Annotated in this window: 15 protein-coding genes; 11 read left to right on the forward strand and 4 right to left on the reverse strand. The window is 47.0% G+C overall.

Annotation, left to right across the window (positions count from 1 at the left end; translation table 11 throughout):
* Nucleotides 1–157 precede the first annotated feature (157 nt).
* From Q6A92_RS00560 to scfB, 3 genes are all read left to right on the forward strand, one after another.
* On the forward strand, nt 158–868 hold the full coding sequence (locus Q6A92_RS00560; protein ID WP_332236685.1) for an alpha/beta hydrolase: 711 nt from the start codon (nt 158–160) through the stop codon (nt 866–868).
* 214 nt (nt 869–1082) lie between these two features.
* Entirely contained in the window at nt 1083–1232 is a 150-nt protein-coding gene (gene scfA / locus Q6A92_RS00565; protein WP_332236686.1) for a six-cysteine ranthipeptide SCIFF, read from the forward strand.
* A gap of 78 nt (nt 1233–1310) precedes the next feature.
* The gene (gene scfB, locus Q6A92_RS00570; RefSeq protein ID WP_332236687.1) at nt 1311–2717 is read left to right on the forward strand and encodes a thioether cross-link-forming SCIFF peptide maturase; all 1407 of its coding nucleotides are present in this window, start codon (nt 1311–1313) and stop codon (nt 2715–2717) included.
* A gap of 569 nt (nt 2718–3286) precedes the next feature.
* Here the strand turns inward: scfB and Q6A92_RS00575 are convergent.
* Complete coding sequence (locus Q6A92_RS00575; protein ID WP_332236688.1) at nt 3287–4000, reverse strand: SMI1/KNR4 family protein; 714 nt, start codon at nt 3998–4000, stop codon at nt 3287–3289.
* Complete coding sequence (locus Q6A92_RS00580; RefSeq protein WP_332236689.1) at nt 4000–5631, reverse strand: hypothetical protein; 1632 nt, start codon at nt 5629–5631, stop codon at nt 4000–4002. Before Q6A92_RS00580 ends, Q6A92_RS00575 begins: the two co-directional genes overlap by 1 nt.
* Nucleotides 5632–6499: 868 nt before the next feature.
* Here Q6A92_RS00580 and Q6A92_RS00585 point away from each other — a divergent pair.
* The 5 genes from Q6A92_RS00585 to Q6A92_RS00605 all read left to right on the forward strand — a co-directional run bounded on the left by Q6A92_RS00585 (nt 6500) and on the right by Q6A92_RS00605 (nt 13053).
* Nucleotides 6500–7723 (forward strand): MFS transporter, encoded by a 1224-nt coding sequence (locus Q6A92_RS00585; protein WP_332236690.1) that lies wholly within the window; start codon nt 6500–6502, stop codon nt 7721–7723.
* A gap of 174 nt (nt 7724–7897) precedes the next feature.
* Nucleotides 7898–9109 carry a PrsW family glutamic-type intramembrane protease gene (locus Q6A92_RS00590; protein WP_332236691.1) on the forward strand — a complete coding sequence of 404 codons (1212 nt, stop codon included), beginning with the start codon at nt 7898–7900 and terminating at the stop codon, nt 9107–9109.
* Between the two features lie 236 nt (nt 9110–9345).
* The gene (locus Q6A92_RS00595; RefSeq protein WP_274400042.1) at nt 9346–9684 is read left to right on the forward strand and encodes a PadR family transcriptional regulator; all 339 of its coding nucleotides are present in this window, start codon (nt 9346–9348) and stop codon (nt 9682–9684) included.
* 13 nt (nt 9685–9697) lie between these two features.
* Nucleotides 9698–11053, forward strand: coding sequence for a permease prefix domain 1-containing protein (locus Q6A92_RS00600; RefSeq protein ID WP_332236692.1), 1356 nt, complete (start codon nt 9698–9700; stop codon nt 11051–11053).
* Nucleotides 11054–11661: 608 nt separating this feature from the next.
* The gene (locus Q6A92_RS00605; RefSeq protein ID WP_332236693.1) at nt 11662–13053 is read left to right on the forward strand and encodes a L,D-transpeptidase; all 1392 of its coding nucleotides are present in this window, start codon (nt 11662–11664) and stop codon (nt 13051–13053) included.
* A 314-nt stretch (nt 13054–13367) separates the two neighbouring features.
* On the opposite strand, the gene Q6A92_RS00610 is transcribed toward Q6A92_RS00605, so the two are convergent.
* Nucleotides 13368–14327 carry a 3-hydroxyacyl-CoA dehydrogenase family protein gene (locus Q6A92_RS00610; protein WP_332236695.1) on the reverse strand — a complete coding sequence of 320 codons (960 nt, stop codon included), beginning with the start codon at nt 14325–14327 and terminating at the stop codon, nt 13368–13370.
* A gap of 583 nt (nt 14328–14910) precedes the next feature.
* Here Q6A92_RS00610 and Q6A92_RS00615 point away from each other — a divergent pair.
* Complete coding sequence (locus tag Q6A92_RS00615) at nt 14911–15090, forward strand: MarR family transcriptional regulator (protein ID WP_274400046.1); 180 nt, start codon at nt 14911–14913, stop codon at nt 15088–15090.
* 151 nt (nt 15091–15241) lie between these two features.
* On the opposite strand, the gene Q6A92_RS00620 is transcribed toward Q6A92_RS00615, so the two are convergent.
* Complete coding sequence (locus tag Q6A92_RS00620; RefSeq protein ID WP_332236696.1) at nt 15242–18961, reverse strand: dynamin family protein; 3720 nt, start codon at nt 18959–18961, stop codon at nt 15242–15244.
* 407 nt (nt 18962–19368) lie between these two features.
* Between Q6A92_RS00620 and hisC the strand changes: the two genes are divergently transcribed.
* Both hisC and Q6A92_RS00630 read left to right on the forward strand, forming a co-directional pair.
* Nucleotides 19369–20430, forward strand: coding sequence for a histidinol-phosphate transaminase (gene hisC / locus Q6A92_RS00625; protein ID WP_332236697.1), 1062 nt, complete (start codon nt 19369–19371; stop codon nt 20428–20430).
* Between the two features lie 77 nt (nt 20431–20507).
* Nucleotides 20508–20987, forward strand: a complete 480-nt coding sequence (locus Q6A92_RS00630) for an ASCH domain-containing protein (protein ID WP_332236698.1) — start codon at nt 20508–20510, stop codon at nt 20985–20987.
* The last annotated feature ends 142 nt before the right edge of the window (nt 20988–21129 follow it).

A 21129-nucleotide genomic window follows, 5' to 3' on the forward strand; every position in this document is an offset into this window, starting at 1 on the left:
GGCAGACTAAGATTACCGTCCTTTTTGAGTAATACATTCGCTGAAACTGAGCGAAAAATCGATGACGGTAAACCTGCGGCCGACCGGAACGAAATAAACCGGCTGAGTCACTGCGTGCTGAACGGGTTATTCAGGGCCGCCTTAGGAGAGGTTTTTTATGCAGCAGGAACTATGTATCCTTATTCACGGATTCGCGGGGAACCCGCAGGAATTAGCGCCGCTCGCTCAGGCCCTGAAGCAGAAAGGCTATGAAGTGATCACGCCTTTGCTGCCCGGGCATCGTATGGACAGGAGACGGATGGAGAAAATCACGGCACCGGACTGGCTGCACGTGATTGAGGATATTGTTGAACACGCTATTGAGGAGAAGAAAGAGATTCATCTGATCGGTTTTTCCATGGGAGCGATGATCGCTTCGATTACGGCCTGCCGTTATCGGACAGCTACCCTGGTACTGCTCTCTCCGTCGCTATATGTGCTTTCTCCCGGCGTTCTGAAGATACGGCTGAAAAATTTTTGGCAATACATGAGAAAAAATCATGGATTGCCGCCCGTCCGGGTAATTCTCAGTAATCGCTCATTTGCCGGCTCAGTTCCCGTTCACAATCTGCTTCAGTTTCAGAAGATCGTCCGCCGTGCAAAGAGAATTTTCCGCCGTATTTCTGTTCCGGTTTGCATCATTCACGGGCGGATGGACGAAATCGTCGATCCGAAAAGTTCCGAATGGATTTTTCATACGGTGTTATCAACGGAAAAAGAGCTTCATTATCTTCCACATTCAAAACACCATATTTGTCATGACAGTGAAAGCGGCGCTGTCATTAAAACGGTCACCGCCTTTTTAGAAAAGCATCATCGACATCAATGAGTCGGGTAAACTGATTTTTTAACACTTTTTTATATAAAAGCATGGGGATGTACGATAAACATCACAGGAATAATCGCTTTTATTTATTATAATAGTTATTATCAGTACCTGTTGAAAGGGCCCTGATTAGAAAATGAACTTTATGACGGATCTGATGCTTGATCCCGAATACGTGTTTTTTCAAAAAAATGTTTTAAAAAAGAGGGTTTGTATAATGAAAAGGATTATATCACTGAATACGATGGACCTGAGAGAAAGTGCCAGACACGGCGGACGCGGCGAGTGTCAGACATCCTGCCAGTCGGCGTGCAAGACATCCTGCGGCGTTGCCAATCAGAAGTGTGCCGATCCGGCGCATCGATAAATAGCAGAGGAAGTGTACCGCCCGGCTGTTTTGCAGACGGGCGGCAATTTTTTGAACAAGGGAGTCCGATCGCCAGCTATGATACATCAATATAAGTTAAACGGATATAATATCGTGCTTGATACTTACAGCGGGGCTGTGCACGTTGTCGACGATCTTGCTTATGATATCATTGCACTTTATGAAGAACATTCGTCTGAAGAAATCGCGGATTTGATGGTGAAGAAGTACGCCGATCATACAGACATCGGCGCAGAGGACATATACGAAACGATCGCGGACATCGATAAACTGAAAAAGGACGGACGGCTCTTTTCGGAAGATACGTATCAGGATCTCTCATTCGATTTGAAAAAACGGAGGACGTATATTAAAGCTTTATGCCTGAATGTCGCACATACGTGCAATCTTTCCTGTGAATACTGCTTTGCGAGCCAGGGCAAATACCACGGTGCCCGGGCGGTCATGAGCTATGAAGTCGGCAAGAGGGCGATCGATTTTCTGCTGGAAAACTGCGGATTTCACCGCAACCTCGACGTTGATTTTTTCGGCGGAGAACCTCTGATGGACTGGAAAGTTGTCAAACAACTCGTCGCCTATGCGAGAAGCAAAGAAAAGGAGTATAAGAAAACTTTTCGCTTCACTCTGACAACCAACGGCATGCTGCTTAAAGATGAAGTCGTCGATTTTCTGAACAAGGAGATGCACAATGTCGTCCTGAGCCTGGACGGGCGAAAAGAGGTTCATGATCGGCTGCGTAAAACGGTAAACGGCAAGGGAAGCTATGATTATATCGTTCCGAAGTTCCAGAATTTCGTCAGGAAGCGGGGGGATAAAGAATACTATGTCCGCGGGACCCTTACCCACAACAATGTCGATTTCAGCAATGACATTTTTCATATGGCCGATCTCGGTTTCGACCGGCTCTCGATGGAACCGGTCATCTGCGATCCAAAGGAACCGTATGCACTGACCGAGGAGGATCTCCCTGAGATCTACAGACAGTATGAGATTCTCGCCAAGGAAATGCTCCGCCGTTCAGAAGAGGGCCATGGCTTTGTTTTTTACCATTACATGCTTGATCTGACGGAAGGGCCCTGTATCCATAAAAGAATCTCCGGATGCGGATCGGGCACCGAATATTTGGCGGTCACGCCATGGGGCGAGCTTTTCCCCTGCCACCAGTTTGTCGGCGATCAGGCATACAGTATGGGCAACATCTGGGACGGCATCACAAAACCGGAGCTGCAGAACCGATTTAAAGAGTGCAACTGCTACTCAAAGCCGGAATGCCGGGACTGCTGGGCGAAACTCTACTGCAGCGGCGGCTGTCCCGCCAATTCGCTGCATGCGACCGGCTCGCTCAACGGGAACTATAAATTCAGCTGCGACGTTTTTCGTAAAAGAATCGAATGCGCTGTGATGATTAAAGCGGCCGAATCGATCAGGGCGATGGACAACGATAAACAGACCGCCGTTGAATGAATGAAGCGTAAGATGAAAAAAGAGGCCGGGCAGCCATCGGAGAAAAATCGATGGATACCCGGCTTTTTCATGCAAGGCGGAAAAAGGTGAGGTTCTCAGACTTCTTCCAAAGCATCATCACGTTCGCGCTTTCATTGATTTATGTTGGATGGGAACTATACAGATGGGAACAGTACAAGGGTGGGGATCACTGGTTTTACAGAAATTTAAGCGAAGCCGGAACGTATGATTTACGAAAATATCTCTAAGTTATGAAGAGTATGGTAAAAAAATGTGGAAAGCGTCTTAAAACATCAGCTAAAAATGACGCAGGAATATTTTGGCCACCATAAATGATGTCTCCGCTTAATAATATCTAATTAAGCTATTCTTATAATAAGAGAAATCCTTCATTATTAAAGGGTACATGAAAAGAGTGAAGGATGCCGGGTATTCGTATGATGCCAAGTCATACCTTTTCTAGTTCCACCTATTTGTTTGTCTAACCAGTTAAACTGTTCTTTATCCGACAACTTCCAAAACGTTTGGGTGGATAAACAATCTTTGTTTCTCATAACTGTATTATTAAATTATGCTTCAAAGCCAATAACCATCCATTCATCTATAAAATCCCAAAAGTTAATGTTGTATTCAGGCTGATCTTCTGATGACCATAAGGTTGCGTTGCCTTGTTCGCAATTCTGATAATCAATGGCCACATATGTTCCCATCCCATTGCTAAAAAAGCCAAAAGATGTGTTCAGGTCAATCTCCATTGGGTCTTTTAAATCATCAATAATGCTCCAATCGAAATCATCGTCCCCTAAAAAGGCAACATTTTCCAAAGACACTAGGCCCATAGCCCCACTCGCATAATAATAAAACCCATTGTGGATGTTATCATAGAATAATCGTATTTTTGCAGGTATCCTGTCCCATGCTCCCCTTAGCGGTTCATTTTTAAAATCTTCGCAAGGACTCCTTCCTTCATAGTAAAGTATTTTTCCCTGACGATTTCTGATTGTGTATAAAATGGAATACCTTTTGTTTATTTCCATTAGTTCAATATTTTCTAGACAGTTATTTAAATAGGATATGGTGTTTCTTAATTCAGTACCTAAATATCTCTTCCAGATCCCTAATAGAATTTGAATTCTATGCTTAATTGTTCTTTCTCTGAATATTTCATACCAAGCTTTGGGAAGTGTATCTATTTGTCCGATCTCGTCAGTTGAAATCAAGCGTACATATCCGTCTTTTTTCATCGTGTACTTTTTCAAATAGTCTATTTTCCGTTGATCCATTATCTAATCTCCTTACCTGGCTTCCGGTCTTTTATACCCACTAAATCATCAATTTGCTTTTGCAATACTTTCTCCAACTCGTTCTCCTTTTTAATCATTTTATCTCTAAATGTGGGCTCTATTTCAATCTCACCTGGTTTTCCTTTCTTGTAGTGAGTCCACTCCTCATAACTTTTATCCTGCTTAGAGCCATTTGCTGCTCTACTTAATCCTATAAAGTTTTTAGGATTGTTTAAAACTTCAAGTTGTTGTTTCTCCGTTAGTCTATCAAATCCTTCCATTCTCGATATTTTATCCATAGATACAATATGGTCTGGTTCCAACTTCTTTGTAATTATCTTTCCTGGGAGAACAGGATCATCCATTGGTAATTCTACGTCTTCATTTACCTTATCTTGTAATTCCTGTGATGGGGTCTTTCCTCTTAATTTTTTATATTGCTCGTCAGAAATTCTCCTATCACCATATCGAGGTGAAGTTTCAATCTTATCTGTATTCGACACACTACTATCGATCTCCTTGGATGCCATCTGTCGGAATGTGCTTTTGACATCCTGAATCAGGCTCTCTCCGCTGCCGACTCCCGAAGCGCCAGCAAATTCCGGCTGCAGGCCACTTAGGGAAATCCGGACGCCCGTGTTAGCCGCGGCCTGTTTCACGCTGTCTAGCCCTGCACGGCTTACCTGTTTCAGCTGGATCAGCCGCCTTCCGGACGCCCGGCCCATCGTTTTCGTCAGACCGCCCAAGGTTGTCACGCCTTTTGCACCCATCCGGCCGATCGCGCTGAAAGCGCCGGCGGCCTTGAAAGCGGGGACTGCGTCCAGCACGCCGAAGACGCCCTCCGTGACCCGTTCCTCCGTGCTCAGCTTCCGTCCGGAGATCAGGCTCGTCCCGGTGGCCGCGTCGGCCAGCTGCATCGCCCCGTAGGCGGCACCCGCCGCAATCCCGGCCGGCGGGCAGGCAATCGTCAGGATAATAACCGCCGCCCCGATGCCGAGGTTCACCCAGAATTCTTTGTCCAATTGCTTGTCTTTGATCGACTGGTAGTCGAACCCGCGGCTGTACTGGATTCCTTCTCTGTACTGGTCGAAAGTCACGCCGCCGGCCTGTTTCCCAACCGCGGCCCGGTAGGCTTCGTATTCCTGTTTCAGCGAGGCGGTCATCAAGCTGCTGCTGTTAAAAAGATCGTCGAATGTGATCGACTGTTTCGTCACCGGCTCATAGGCGGCGACGGAGGCAAGCGGGCTGGTTGCCTGGTATTCCTTGACGTTCAGCGTGTTCCGTGTGTGGTACTGGCTGATCGAAATCTGCGACATCTCCGCGACAAAGGCGTCCATCTGTTTGTAAAAAGGATCGTCGATCTGGCGGCTGACCGCGTTGCCGGCCTCGCCGGTGAACGTGTCCAGTTTCTGGTAGTCATCGCCCAGTTTGTCGAGCGCCCCAGCCTGGCTTTTGTACGAAAACCAGAGGCACCGGTCTTCATCCAGATCATCGATCGCATTCTGGATCTGCTGAAGAGTCCGGTCCATCTGCCGCATGCGCTCCAGCGCGCCGCACCAGCCTGAAATTTGAGCGATCGCCCGGCCCATGTCGTCCCATGAACCGCTTTGGTAAGAAACATCCTCTCCCATGCTTCCGTCACTGCCCTTCATTGATTGCGGCGGCCAGCATCAGCCGGTGATTGTCCGTATTTACCGCCCCTTTATTTTGGGTACTTCATTCGTTCCGAAAAAATGGCTCTATTGTTTCGCAGAGACGATTTCACTTCGCCTGAAAAAAATCGAAACTCTGCCGAGGGCTTCGATTTCCGATTTCTCCTCACGCATTCATTTGTATTATAAAAAAGTGTGACAAAATATTGAACAGGGAAAAGTTCCTGAATTTTCATCTTTTTTCACGCTATTCAACCTTTATTCGACAGGTTCCGGCAGGAAATGGCAGGCCTTTTGACCCCTTGCTTTTTAAATGATCTGTCGGCATTTCCTGTCCATTGAACAGCGATACGCCTTTGCTAACGGGTCAGATGAATTTCCGCATACATTCATCAAAAAAAGCGAATCTATGGAACCGAAACGGCATCAAAACAGAGTTAGAAAATTATGATAGAGCTCTGGCCAATTTACAGCAGAACGGGATAAACTGGAAATACGATAACCCCGGTGATTTTCATCTGCTCTTCTTTGGGTTGAAATAGGGGATACCATAAAATTCCCACGTCAGGGGTATCCTTTTGTTGAATTTCTCATAGAGAATGTGTTCACTCTCCAGTACATGAGATTGGAAGAAAAACAAAAGCAGGGCGGTCTGAGTTCATTTCAGGACGCTGATTCGATGTCTTAGAGCAAACAGCACTTTTATCGGCGTTTACTTTACACTAAGATTTATTTTGAAAATCAAACTGATTCATTGGCTGCTATTTGGGATTGGCTTGTAATGGTGTATAATTTACGGAATTAGAAATTTCTGAACAAAATTAAAGGAGGGAAGGGTATTGTTTAAATGATAAAACTCCTTCAAAATCGAAATTTCTCACTGCTGTTTATTGGGCAGCTGATTTCTCAACTGGGAGACTTTGGTTTGACTATTGCCCTTCCTTTTTATGTTTACCAGCTTTCCGGATCTCCGCTGGCGACAGCGCTCACTTATGTTACGCGAGCGCTGCCCATGTTCTTTGTGGGTCCGATAGCAGGGGTATTTGTTGATCGGTGGAATTTGAAAAGAACGATGTGGATAGCGAATCTCAGCAGCGCTCTTGTCCTTCTGCCGGGTTTTTACGTGACATCGGTTCGCTGGATTTGGCTGCTTTGGTTAGGCAGCCTGCTGGAATCTTCCTGCAACCGCTTCTTTAATCCGGCCAAGCAGTCGTTTATTCCGCAATTAGTAAGAAAAGAAGAGTTGGTTGAAGCGAATGGTTTCAGTTCCATGATTGAATCGATTGCCCAGATTCTCGGACCGATACTGGCCGGCGGCCTGGCTGTATGGATCGGATTTCAGTCCATTCTTCTCATTGATATAGGTTCTTATCTCATTTCTGCGCTTTGCATTTTTTTTATTACCGGCTCTGTTAATAATCAAAGTAAAGTTGGCAACCGTCAGCATCACACTGTTTGGATGGAATTTAAGGACGGTCTGGCCGTCATGGTAAAGTTTCAAAAAATACGTGTGCTTTGTATAACAGTCATGATGTTTATGATTTCCCAAGGCATTATTGACGCATTAATTGTCGTTTCTATCTCTGTTGTTCTACATGGGAATCAGTCCGTTCTTGGTTATGCTGAAGCTTCACAAGGGGCAGGCATGGTTATTACCGGCTTGATGATGGGTTGGGTGAAACGTTACATCTCTTATGAAAACATGTTTGCGTGGGGGCTTTTAGGGGTGGGACTTTCATTTATGATCGGTTTCAATGCTGATCGGCTGTTTATTCTGCTTCCCGCTTTGCTGATCACCGGACTTTTTACGACGATGCAGATGGTAGGTTACAGAACGCTTTTGCAGGTAGAGACGCCGCCCGAAACGCGCGGGAGAATATTTGCATCGGTCACGTCACTTATGTCCATGTCGGCGATCCTGGCCTCATTTGTATCAGGTGCACTGGCTCAGGTTCTTCCGATTCATTTCTTTTTTAACCTGGCCAGTCTTGCGCTGATCAGCGCCGGGACTTTCGCTTCGGTCATGTTTCTTAAATTAAAAGGCCAAGACAGTCCTGTGAAAAAAGTTTAGCCCGCGATTGCACGTCCGATTTTATGTGCATAAAATCGTTCAGATCAACTTTTTACAGGTAAATGATTCGTTATATCTTTTCTTTCGCACATTAAGCGGTTTAAACAGACAATATCGTTGCAAACTAAAACATGAACCGCTCGATTTTAAAAGCGAAAGAAGAGGTGAAAGAATATGGATTCCCTCTGGTATTATTTTGATGGTCGGGAGACGCAGGGGCCTTTTTCGGAAGATGAGATGAAATTTCTGGAAAGAAAAGGGCAGATCGGCGGCAAAACGCTGGTCATCGCTCAGGGCATGAGCCGATGGCTGAGAATGTGCGAGACGCCGCTTCAATCATCGGAGCGGAACGTGCGCAGGACTTCCCGCCGGTCAAGGAGTCTGATCAGCCGCGCGACGGAACCGGTGAATGAGCTGATTGGCGAATGCGGTCCGGTTGATCTGAAGCTTCGCGATCTGTTTTCGCAGGTGTTCCGGCGCCATACGAAAGCAGAAAGCGAGCGGATTTTTATCGCCGGCACCGCTTTTACAACGCCAAAGGAAGCGGACATTTCTTCGGCATGGCCGAGGCCGTGGCTTTTTTCAAGGGTTTTCCTGATTTTTTTAGTGACTTATGCGATGCTTTGGGTCTGCCTGATTGATTTCGGCAATCCCTATGCGCTCCCCGGGCTCATGCTGATCGGTTCTTTCGCCGTTCCTTTTTCCCTGGTCTTTTTCTTTTTTGAAACAAACGCACTCCAAAACATCAGTATCTTTGATGTTGTCCGGATGTTCTTCCTTGGGGGTGTGGCCTCAATTATCGTGACGCTGGTTCTTTATACGGTTTTTCCGGTCTACCGGATCAGCATAACAAGCGCATTTGTCGTCGGTATGGTTGAAGAGTTGGGAAAACTGCTGATTGTCGCCGGATTTGTCAGTCAGCTGAATGTCAAATATATATTAAACGGTCTGCTGATCGGCGCGGTCATCGGCGCCGGATTTGCCTCGTTCGAATCCGCGGGCTACGCCTTCAGGGCCTTTCAGACGATGCACAATGAAACCTTTTTAAGTGTTATCGTCACGAGGGCCTGGACGGGTATTGGCACACATGCCGTCTGGACGGGTATTGCCGGCGCGGCGCTCGTTCTTGTGAAGCTGAACAGGCCTTTCACAATCGGCCTGCTGTTCAAAGCACGATTTCTCAAGCTGATGATCGTCCCCATTTTGCTCCATGCCTTTTGGGATATGCCGCTGCCCGGTATCGGCGACTCCATACTTAAGGTGATCGGCTTAATTGTGATCGGCTGGCTTTTCATTCTGGTCCTGATCAACAGCGGCCTGAAACAAGTGACCCGGCGCTCGATGAGGGGAGAGGAGGGTAAGAAAAACAGGGGAGCCGCTGAATAAATTTCTAAGATTGTCGAGAGTTTCATCATGATAGGGAGAAATGAGGAATGGCGTTCCGGCGATAGCCGGCATCGTTTCCTCCCGGCTTTTTCAGTGCCCCCGTTCTAAAAAGGGGCTTTTTTTCATTGTGCAGCCGGGCCGGATTGCGGAAATAGCATATTTTTTTTGCTTGACATGCCTAGAAGTGTTATGTATAGTTTAGATGCATAAGACTTCTAGGTATATCGGAGGGGTTTATGAATGTATCCAAGGATTTAATCGCTGCTTCCGCTGTCCCCTTAATTTTGGCCATATTGCGGCAAGGCGACAGTTACGGCTATTCCATTATCAAAAGGGTTAAAGAGCTGTCAGAAAATGAACTGGTCTGGTCGGAGGGGATGCTGTATCCCGTCCTGCACCGGCTCGAAGATCAAAATTTCATTCAATCGTACTGGAAGAGTTCGGAAACGGGGCGCCGGCGCAAATATTACACAATAAAAGACGGCGGGCTGAAAGAGCTGGAGCTGCAAAAAAAGCAGTGGAATATGGTTCACTCCGCACTCTCGAAAACTTGGCGGAAGCCCAATCAGGAATAAGGGAGGACTCGGTATGTTTGATCTGGAATGGAATATCCGTTCCTGGAGCGATTATCTGCGGGCGCGCGGGAATTTTAAAGAAACGGATATACTCGAATTGGAAAATCATCTGCGCGATGAGATCGATGATCTGATGAAGACCGGTCTCTCACAGGATGAATCTTTTTTGATCGGTGTTAAGCGTCTGGGAAACGTCAATACGATTTCTCAGGAATATTCAAAAGTAAATTCAGAAAACCTATGGAAACATTTATTTGCCGATCCGGATCACGCATACGGCGCGGGCGGGAATCGAAAAGATATTGTGTTAGTCATTATTTTTTCGTTACTGGCCGGTACACTGATCGAAATGCCCGGCTGGTTCGGCCTGAGACTGTTTGATCCGGTCTATCAGCTGTTTTATTTTAAAAATCTTGGATTGTTTCTTCTGCCGTTCATTGCGATTTTTTTCCTTATCAGACATTGGTCAGGCTGGAAAGTGGCTGCAGCCGTTCTCGGGATATTCTGTCTGTCCGCTCTGACAGTCAACCTCTATCCGTCCTATTATCCCCAAAATACGGAACTGCTGACCGGCATTCACCTTCCCATATTTTTATGGCTGATCACGGGTGCCGCTTATATGGGGGCAGCATGGAGACAAAGCGGAAGAAGAATGGATTTCATCCGTTTCACCGGCGAAGCGGTCGTTTACGGAACCTTAATTTTCTGCGGGGTTGTTGTTCTGGCCGTCTTCACCGAGATGATTTTCCAGGCGATTCAAATTGATCTTACTGGTTTCATTCAGCAGTATCTTGCTGTGTACGGGGGATGTGCAACGGCGATGATCACGGTGTATCTCGTCGAATATAAAAAAAGCATTGTCGAAAATTTTGCTCCGATTCTGGCAAAAATTTTCAGCCCTCTGTTTCTGATCATCATGATCGCTTTTCTGATCGTTATGGTCCTCTCAGGACAGAGTCCCTTTGTTGACAGAAATTTTCTCATCGGATTTGATCTCATGCTTGTGTTAGTGCTCGGACTGGTTCTCTATGTCATTTCGGCCCGGAACGTACACGATAATAACAGGCTGTTTGACTATTTGAATCTGGCTCTGATTCTCGTGGCTCTGATGATCGACGGCGTCGCGTTGTCGGCCATCCTTTTCCGATTGTCGGCGTTCGGCATCACACCGAATAAAATCGCGGCGCTCGGTGAAAATCTGACCTTGCTCGTGAATCTCGGAGGCCTTGCCTGGCTGTATCTTCGCTATTTTGCCAAAAAGATTGATTTTAGCCGGCTCGAAAAATGGCAAACCGCCTATCTGTATGTTTACGTTATTTGGATGGCTGTTGTCGCATTTGCCTTTCCGGTCATATTCCATTTCAGCTGATTTATGGAAGCCGCTTTTCGCCGGATCTCTGAATCCGGTTCAGTTTCCGCTGCCATACTTAAAAGGATCTTCCCGGATGTTCGGGGAAGATCCTTTTAAGTATGCCTGTACAGAATTTGCTAAATGCTTACGAAACAGGAATTTCGGGCGAGAGCAGTGTGTCATGCGGCTCCCGTTTAAACATTCTGTACGTGGATGTAAAGACGGTTCCGTTCCGCATGGGTAACAATTTTTGAAGAAACGTAAAGTCTTGCCTTACTACGGATTCCCCGGAAGATGGCAACAGGATGCCTGAAGATCTGCATCCGTAAAGATTTTTAGTTTGACGGTCTATTTTCATCGGTACCATTAGCTGTTCTTTCATGTTTTGCGCCGGAATCATCGAATGATCAAAATGTAACATGTCCGCCGGGGCCCTATGTAAAAATAACGTATTTTTCGCAATCCTTTAGAATAAAGTGTATATTGGTTAATGAAAATTCTTATTTACCAAAATGCAATAAATGTAATAAAATGTCGAAAATACCGATTCATATGGTATGGATGACTAAATTGACATCAAACATTTTTTTAAAATGCGTTGATGATCAAGTCGTTTGAGGTGAAAAATGACAACGAACCGAAAGATTGGCATCATAATCATCAGCAGTCTTATCCTTGTTATTGTTCTACTGTTCGCTGGCATCGGCATTTATCAGGCGACCCATTTCAATGCCCGGATTACCATCAACGGAACGAAAGTGGGCGGACTGACCGCCGATCAGGCGTTAAAGAAATTAAGAACCATGGATTTAAAAAACCAAGTGTACGTCGGCCAGACCTTGATATTCAATGGAAAGAGTACAAAATCGGAATTTTCGAATCAGGATCTTTCTAAGATCAAGAGTTTATTAGGAAAGCAGCGGACGTGGTGGCCTTCGTCTCAGACGGAAAATTATTCGGCGGTGCCCGGACGCACGGATCAATATCGGACCCGGACGCTGAAGAAAGAAGTCGAAGTGAAACTGAAATCATTGAATCAGCGTTTAAAGGCGCCCAAAGACGCCCAGGCCTATTTGGATCATGGCCGGATCGCCGTTTCGGGGAGCGAAGCGGGCAAACAATATGACATTGCTAAACTATTAAAGAATTATGACAGTCAGGAATACAGAAGCGAGATTCATTTGCAGCCCGTACTTTTGCAGCCTATTAAGGAAAACAGCCGGATCGTGAAGAATGAGAAGCAAAGACTGCAGAAGCTCCTTCAGCAAACGGTAAATTACCAGGTACAGAACAAGACTTATTCTTTAGCAGCGAACAAATTAATCCAGTACGCAACGGTGTCAAAAGATATGAAGATCACAATAAACCCGACCGGCATTCAGAATCAGATCGCAGCGATTAATCGCACCCAATCGACACTGGATAAGAGTTACATATTTAAGACGCATTCGGGTTCAGTCATTTCGGTCAAAGGACAGACTTACGGCTGGGCACTGGATGCCGGCCGGGAAACGGCGCTTATAGAGAATGCCTTTGAAAACGGAGAAAAATCGCTGAAAGCTGACAATGTTTACGGGATCGGTTATAATACTTTCGGCGTCGGCTATCATACGACGACGAATAACGGCATCGGCACGACCTATGCGGAGGTGTCGATCCGGGAACAGCGTATCTGGATTTATAAAAACGGTCAATTGGTGGTCACGACTCCGGTTGTGACCGGCAGGCACGATGTCCACCAGGATACGCCGACCGGCGTCTGGTACGTCATGTATAAGCAATCGCCGTCGACGCTTAAGGGCAGCGAGGCCGGTTCTGCCCATTACTCGGTCAAGGTTTCCTACTGGGCCCAGTTCACGGACGGCGGGGTGGGCTTCCATGACGCTTCATGGCGGAAAAACTGGGCAAACAGCGCCTATCTTACGGATGGGTCGGGCGGCTGCGTCAACACGCCTCCGGGCATAATGAAATCCGTATACGACAATCTAACGCAGAACGAGCCGGTTGTTGTTTATTAACACCGGATTCAGCGAAAAAAAACGTTCATCTGAGTTTATTCAGATGAACGTTTTTTGCGTGTATCCGGCACGGCGGCAGCGGGCATTGAACGTTGCGCGGACCGGTCTGGCAGGGAGACCGGCTGAACCATGAACGATGCGCCTTCTGCTCGATCCGATTCATAGAATGAGGAGCATTGCGGGAAATACTGCCGCCCGGCCTCTGACATAGCTGTTTGCTCCAACACGTGGCTGTCCGCAGGACTATTGCTGCACGCAATTTAACAGTTTAGGCGGTTTTCCGCCTGTGCGAATCGATTTTTCTCTGAAAATGATTAATTTTCGGAAGCAGGTTCGAGTCGCGCAGACTGCTTGATTTGACCCAGCTGCACGAATTGACGATCCCGCTGGTTCAGAGCTTCCTGCACTTCGTTGCCGCTGTAAGTAAATAAGCCTTCTCCTGTCTTGGTTCCGAGTTTGCCTTCGGCGACCAGTCTGTTAATGATTTCCGGAGCACCTTCACTTTTATCCAGTTCCGGAGCAATATTGTCAATAACATGTTTCCAAGTGTCCAGGCCGCCGAACTCGGCAGTCCGGATCGGTCCGACAAATGCCCAGCGGAATCCCGGGCCGTCAGTAATGGCTTTGTCTACATCTTCCGCACTCGCTATTCCTTTGTCGACAAGCGAAAATGCCTCCCGAACGAGAGCTGTCTGGAGTCTGTTCGCAATAAAGCCGTTGATCTCTTTCTTTAGCAGAATCGGAGATTTGCCGATCTGCTTTAACAGATTGATCACCTCGTCGGCCACTTCCGGATCCGTTTCGTCTTTTTTAACGATCTCAACGAGCGGAACTAAATGAGCGGGATTAAAAAAGTGGGTAATGATAAATCGCCCGTCGAAAGATGTTTTCTCCGTCAATTTGGAAATCGGGAAGGTAGATGTATTAGACGAAACGACGGCTTCAGGTTTCTTAATCTGTTCCAGGTTCTGATAAAGATTCCATTTCATATTGATATCTTCCGGGATGGCTTCAATGATCAAATCCGCATCGCTGACTGAATCCTTCTGATCAATGGAGTAAGAGATCCGCGATGCGGCTTCCTTTTTCTGATCGTTCGTCAGCTGGCCGGCCTCTACCATCAAGGACAGATTGTCCTCAATATTCTGTCTGGCTTTTTCCAGAAAAGCAGTTTTTATATCATTTATCGTCACAGAATAACCGCCGACGGCGAAAGATTGGGCTATTCCTCGTCCCATCACACCTGAACCAATTATTGCAATGTTTTGCATCATGTTTGTTCCCTCCGATCTGTTTTTTGCAAGCGCTTAACATTACGTCTATTATGTTAACACTATGTGTCTATTCTGTGAAACTTTTTGCTTTGGCCGAGAGAATGGCTGTCCCATCACGGAATCGGTTGCTCACAATAGCGAGAAGACGCATTCTTTAAAAGGAAAAATGCGGACATATTAAAAAAATAATGGTTTGTTTCCTGAAAAGACCGTTCCGTCATTTATCCACAGATTCAAAAACCTTTTCAAATATATTCCATATTGTTTTATAATGAAGTAGAGAATGAAGGGTCTGCCGGAGAGGGCTTTGGCAAGTTGTCCGTTCGTCGCGGAAAACGTTACAGCTGCTGTTCAAAAGACGATCGCCTCATAAATGTCACCGTTCGTACTTTTCCAGCATTTTTTTAATGTCAGGCAAAGAACTTTTTTACTATGGGAATAGCGATGCGTTGCTTTTTTAAAAAGTGCCGATTTCTCCAAATTTCAGAGTCAGCGAATCGTCTATAATAAATTTAATCAATAGGGGAATGTTTCGACTGCGTCATTTGAGCCTATCATGACAATAAAAAGGAGACGACGTGCAATGGAAAATTATGAAGCCGTGCTTAAATTTTTCGAGAGCGCCGATACACCGGCGAATGCAGGAAAGGTTGCGGAAGCCACAGGGATTGATAAAAAAGAAGTCAATAAAGTGATGACGAAACTGAAAAAAGAGGAAAAGATCGTTTCACCGAAACGTTGCTACTGGGAAATAAAAAAATAATATTCATCTCATGAACGGAGAAGAGGCGGCGTTTGAAAACGCTGCCTCTTCTCTTAGGTCAGTTCACCTCTATCGGAGATTGACCCAGGTTGTTGATTAACTGAAGGAATCTAAAGCCGGGATCGTCCGTTGTCTCTGCCCGGCGTTTTTCCTATCCTGTGATTAAATCGGTTAAATCTTTATGAATCCGATAGAGAGAATCAAACATTGACGGATAATTATCCTGAAGCATTTTGATATGGCTGTCGGCAGCCTGATCCGTTTGTTGATGAAACATTTCGGTCAGCCCGGCCGCTTTTTCGTAAAACTGCGGCAGGTAATGTGCTTTGCAGTGTTCGCTGTAAATTCCGATGATGTCTGCCAGATGCGGATCGAGCAGTTCCTGCAGTTTATCTCTCATCAGGCTTTTGCCGCCTTTTTCAAAGAACTGTTTTGGGTTTTTATAAAATTTAAAAACAGCGGTGAGCGGAGCAGTGCCCATGTCTTTCAGGTGTTCGGAAAAAACCGGGCTGCTGAAGGCCGGTTCGCTCGCGGCAATGCCTGCATTTCCGATCAGGCCGGCGCTCACCCGCTCACACTGCTCATAAATCCCCGACCATTCCTTTTTCAGCAGCGCTTCGATGCGTAAAAAGGAGGCCCGGCATTCCTGATCGAGATCAAACGACAGAAATTCGATGCAATTTTTCAATCCTTCATTGAGAAAAGTTTTATTCGCACCGGCCGGTTCAAAAAACTGCGAAAATTCATCGATGTATCTCTGAATCAGACGCTTTTTCACGTAAAAAAACCATTCGTCAATATGCTGATTGATTTCCGGCGTTCTGTCCCTGATCGGTATCTCTCTTAATGATTGGCCGACAGTCCGCTTCATCTGCATGAGTTCACGGATCCGTTCATTTTTTGCCGCCCCTTCCAGCCGCATGTCGCCCAGCAGGCGGGCGATTCTCTCAGCCGACTGCTGAATGACCTTCAATCCTGATTGAGCGACTTGCATCATCAGCTTCTGATCGGCAAAAGCCTTCCAGTCATCGAGAAATACCGTCATGCCGGATGCTGCATGGCTCCGTTTTGAGCCTTCGCTCTTTTGTTCCTGCAGGGCCAGCTCGCTTGATACACCGTACAGCCTTGGATAGCGGATGCCAAACATCTGCAGGCGTCCTTTCACATAGGCGGTCACATCTTTCTCTTCCCGGTCGGTCCGGGCAAGGTCGATCGCGTTGATGATAAAAAACATTTTATCCAGTGAAAATGTACCTTTCACTCGGCCAAGCTGAATCAGAAATTCCTGGTCCGAACGTGAAAAAGCATGATTAAAATAGGTCAGGAAAAGGATGGCGTCGGCATTTTTAATGTAATGAAAAGCAACTTCTGTGTGCCGGGCATGAATGGAGCTTGCCCCGGGCGTGTCGACCAGAATATTGCCCCGCCTTGTGAACGGACAATCATAATACATGGTCACACGTTCGATCAGACAGGCGATTGTTTCGTCGGCGACCATCCGCCGGGATTCGGAAAGCGTCGTTTCATAAACTCCGCCCCATTTTTTTCCAAAATGTTCGATAGCATCGGAAAGCGTATGAAGCAGCGCGGCATGCGGATATTCTGCGGTGCTCGGATGACCGCTTTCTATAATGGGGAGAAGGGTTTTCAAATCGGAGGGCACAGTGATCTGCCTGTCGAAAACAGTCAGCGACTGATTGATTTCGTCCAATAAGGTCTGTTCGCTTTTTATCTGCACGACGGCCGAACCGTTCGGATGGCCGGCTGTCGGTTTTCTGATTTCATTGATTACGGCCGTTGTCGGATTCGGCGAAACGGGCAAGATCGCTTCGCCAAACAGTGCGTTGGCAAAGGACGATTTTCCGGCACTGAAAGCCCCGAACAGAGCGATGGTGAATGTCTGCTGTTTTAATCGCCCGGCAGACCGGACTAAATCGTCCGCGGCTTCACGGAACCCGTCGAGCGGCTGCAGCATAGCAGCCGCCTGTGTCAGCCGCCGATACCATTCGGTTCCCGAAAATCCGGTTTCCTGATTGTCCTGTTCATTGCTGATTCCGTCCTTGACAGCCTGATCGGTATGTTTATTGTTTTCGCGTTCATTGCCGGTTTTGTTTTCAGGTTTTTCCGCCTGCGCGCCTGCTGCCGGAATCCGATATTTTTGCCGGTAGTCGCCAAGGGTCAGCTCCTGATGACGGCTCTCATTCTTTGCAATCTCCTGTGCAAGATACTGAATCGCTTCAGCCGGATCGGAAGACGGACGTTCATCGGAAAAGACAGCAGCCAGCTGCCGGCAGGCGGATTGCAGTTCACGCTTTTTTGACAGGACCGCCTGCATCATTTGCAGCTTTTCCTCTTTTTCCGCAATCAGCCGTTTAAGGGGAGCCGTTTTCTCCCGGCTGCGCTCACGTATCAGAGGTTCCAGATCGCGGATGACAGCCATCGCTTTTTTCCTCATTTTTTGTTTGGTCAGGTCAGCTACTTTATCCGCAAAATGAAGGAGATAGGCGCTGTTTGTTTCCACGCCCGCAGAGAGCGGATCAGTCATGCTTCGCTGCAGATCGTCTTTCGACAGCCCGGAAAAAGGACCGATATCCGTCGCGCTGATCATATCCATGTCTCTGCCGATTCGGACCAGCGTATCCTTGACCGCCCACTCCAATGTCTGTTCCTGTTTCTGAAAGCGTTCAAGGAAAAAATTATGCCGCCGTTCACGTTCTTTTTCAATTTTCTTCCGATTTGTAAAGAGCCCTGTTTTAAATTGGCGGTCGAGAGAAGCAAGATAAAACTGGGCGGCCTCGCGTACATCAAAAGGCATTAAAATGGCCGATTGAATGGCTCTTGAAAGCTTTTCTTCTGCAGAAGGCAGCCAGGAGCGTTCCTGTTCGGCCAGACGCGCGGTTTCGGATTGCAGGCCTGTTATATCGGCGCTTAATTGCTGCGGAGCGTCTTCATCAGGAGGCGCATCGATCGATTTTTGTTTTAAAAATTGACTGAACTGCTGATCGAGAAAATGGCGGTGCTGCTCCGTCAATGTCCGTAATCCCTGCAGAATCGTTTCCTGCCCGGCAGCGGTTTTCACTCCGTTCCTCATCGTTTCATTAAGAAACTTTAGAAAACTGTTTAAGTCATTCTCCGGCAGATCTTCTCTGATGAGGGACAGATAAAATATTTTTTCGGGATGAAGCTGCCAGCCGTATAAAGCGTTTTCAATTTGAGCCTTAAAAGAGGCGAATGTTCCTTCCTGATCACGATGCTTGTCGATCTGATTGACAATAAGATAATAGGGTTTCCCAAGCTGCGCCAATGTTCTCATAAAATTAAAGTTAAAATTGGAGAGCACGTGATTATAGTCGGTCACATAAAAGACGGCATCGACAAGATGAAGCGCCTCGTTTGTTGCCCGGCGGTGCCGTTCATCGGTTGAATCGACTCCCGGCGTGTCCAGCCATTCAACCCCCTGCGGAAGGCCGTGATCCACCTGTATGTCAATCCTCTTGATCGAGTCCGAATCTCTCAATAAGTCATGAAGTTTCTCCAGCGGATAGTGCTCCGGCAGAATGACTGTTTCGCCGGCATGCGTTTCGATCCGGACCGAGGGCGCGCCCGAAGTGATCCGGACCAGATTGCCGCTCGTCGGGATCGGACTGGACGGCAAAAGCCGGCTGTTCATGATCCTGTTAAGCAGGCTCGATTTTCCCGCCGAAAAGTGGCCGCAAAAGGCCAGCGATACGTTTGAATCAATTGTTAATTTTTTATACCAGTCCCGCAATTTATCCGCGTTCTGATGATCGGCGTGCTCCTTGAATACTTGGTACAGCAGGGCCATCTTTATCATCCATTGAGCCGGTTTTTCTGTCTTCAGCTCGGCCATGATGATCACCATCCTATTCCAGTGCAAAATACCTTTGTAAATGGATTATAAGTCAATGAACCCTAAATTTGTCAAACATTTTACAAATTGCCGAAGAAAATGTGTCTTTTATGTTTTATTTTATAAAATTGCTCCATTCATTTCAACGATTATCGCTTCCGGCAGATGTGAATGGAAAATTTTTGACGCGGTGCCTATAAGACCATTCGAAAAGCTCAGACAGGGAACTTGTCACGAGAATTCATTCATTCTGATGATTTTTGGCCGCTCAAATGATATGATCGGATTGTAGAATTTTCGAGTGAATCGATGCGGCAGAGCAGAACGAAGATCGTTTCGCTGTTTGCCGGCGTCACCTGTTTGCCCGGAAAAATCAGGCCGTTGATGGGCCGTGAGTGAGGTGCGCGATGAGTAAATATTGGAATGAACGAGTACATAAGCTGGAGCCCTATGTTCCGGGCGAACAGCCCAAGGATAAACGCTATATAAAACTGAATACGAATGAAAATCCATACCCGCCCTCGCCGGGAGTGCTTGCGGCGATAAAAGCGGCGGTTGATGACAGCCTGCGCCTGTATCCGGATCCCGAAGCGGCTGATTTGAGAGCGGCGCTGGCGGAACGTTTCGGCTTATCCAGTGAAAATATATTTATCGGCAATGGATCGGACGAAGTGCTCGCTTTCAGTTTTATGACTTTCTTCTCGCCCGACCGCCCGGTCATGTTTGCCGATATTACTTACAGCTTTTATAAAGTGTATGCCAATCTTTGCCTGCTGCAGGCAGACGTGATTCCGCTGGACGATTCCTTTAAAATGCCCGTTGCGGCTTTTTGCGAACCGAGCGGCGGCGTGATTATTCCGAATCCGAATGCGCCGACTGCGCAGGGGATTTCCATTGAATCGATCCGGAAAATTATCGAAGCGGATCCCGACCGCGTCGTGATCATTGACGAGGCTTATGTCAATTTCGGCGGAGAGTCCGTCGTTCCGCTCGTCAAGGAATATCCCAATTTATTGGTCGTTCAGACTCTTTCCAAGTTCGGGGCGCTTGCGGGCCTGCGCGTCGGTTTTGCTTTCGGCGCTCCCGAACTGATTCAAGGGCTCAATCGGCTGAAAAATTCGATCAATTCTTATACGATTGACCGTCTGGCGTTGGCAGGTGCAAAGGCGGCCGTAGAAGATGCCGAGTATTACAAGCGCACGGCGGAACATATCATCCGGACACGGGAGCATACGATAGAGAAGCTGTCCGAAATGGGCTTCAAAGTGATTCCTTCCGAGGCCAATTTTATTTTTATAACGCATCCGCAGTATGACGCCGAGGCTTTATTCCATCAACTGCGGGAAAAAGGCATTCTTGTCCGCTATTTCCACCAGCCGCGGATCTCGAATTATTTGCGTGTCAGCATCGGTTCCGATGAAGAAATGGAGGCATTCATTCAGGCGGTGGCGGATCTTGTAAAAGCCTGAATCCCGTTCCGGTAAATGCCTTAGATAATAGGAGTGTCTGAATTCCGCCGATCGAAATCGGGAAGCTGGGAAACAAAATGGAAAATGATTCGGCTGCCCAATTATGGGCGGACTATCGGAAAATAAATCCGGATATACCTGAGAGCTGTGAAGCCTGGGCTTTCGGCGATTCAAGGCAGACGGCCGATCATCTTGCCGGCTTGGTCTTAAACGGTACAAAGACAGCGACGGCATCCAATTACAAATTATATCGTCTGGAAAATGCTCCATTGCCGCTTGCCGGCCTGTACAACATCATTTTGGACGGAGAAGAAAAGGCTGTGGCTATTGTCAGGACAACAGATGTGAGCGTCGTTCCATTCGATGAAGTGACTGAAGAACACGCTTATCTCGAAGGCGAAGGAAACCGCACGTTAACGTATTGGCGCCAGGTTCACCGAGCCTTCTTCAAAAAGGAATTGGAAGGGGTCGGGCAGACATTCAACGACAAAATTCCGGTCGTCTGCGAGACCTTTCAGGTTGTTTATAAGCGCGGGCAGGCGGACAGTCGCCAGTAAAGCGCAAAAAACCGCCAGCAGCTGTCAGCAGTAAATGGCAGAAAATCATCAGTAAGGTCCGGAAATCAATAAGCGTGAATAATCTGAACTCAGATAGCAGAATCAACGGCAAGCGGCGGGAATAACGCGAATGGTTGTCCCA

This window comes from Sporolactobacillus sp. KGMB 08714 (assembly GCF_036598985.1).
Classification (GTDB): Bacteria; Bacillota; Bacilli; order Bacillales; family Sporolactobacillaceae; genus Sporolactobacillus.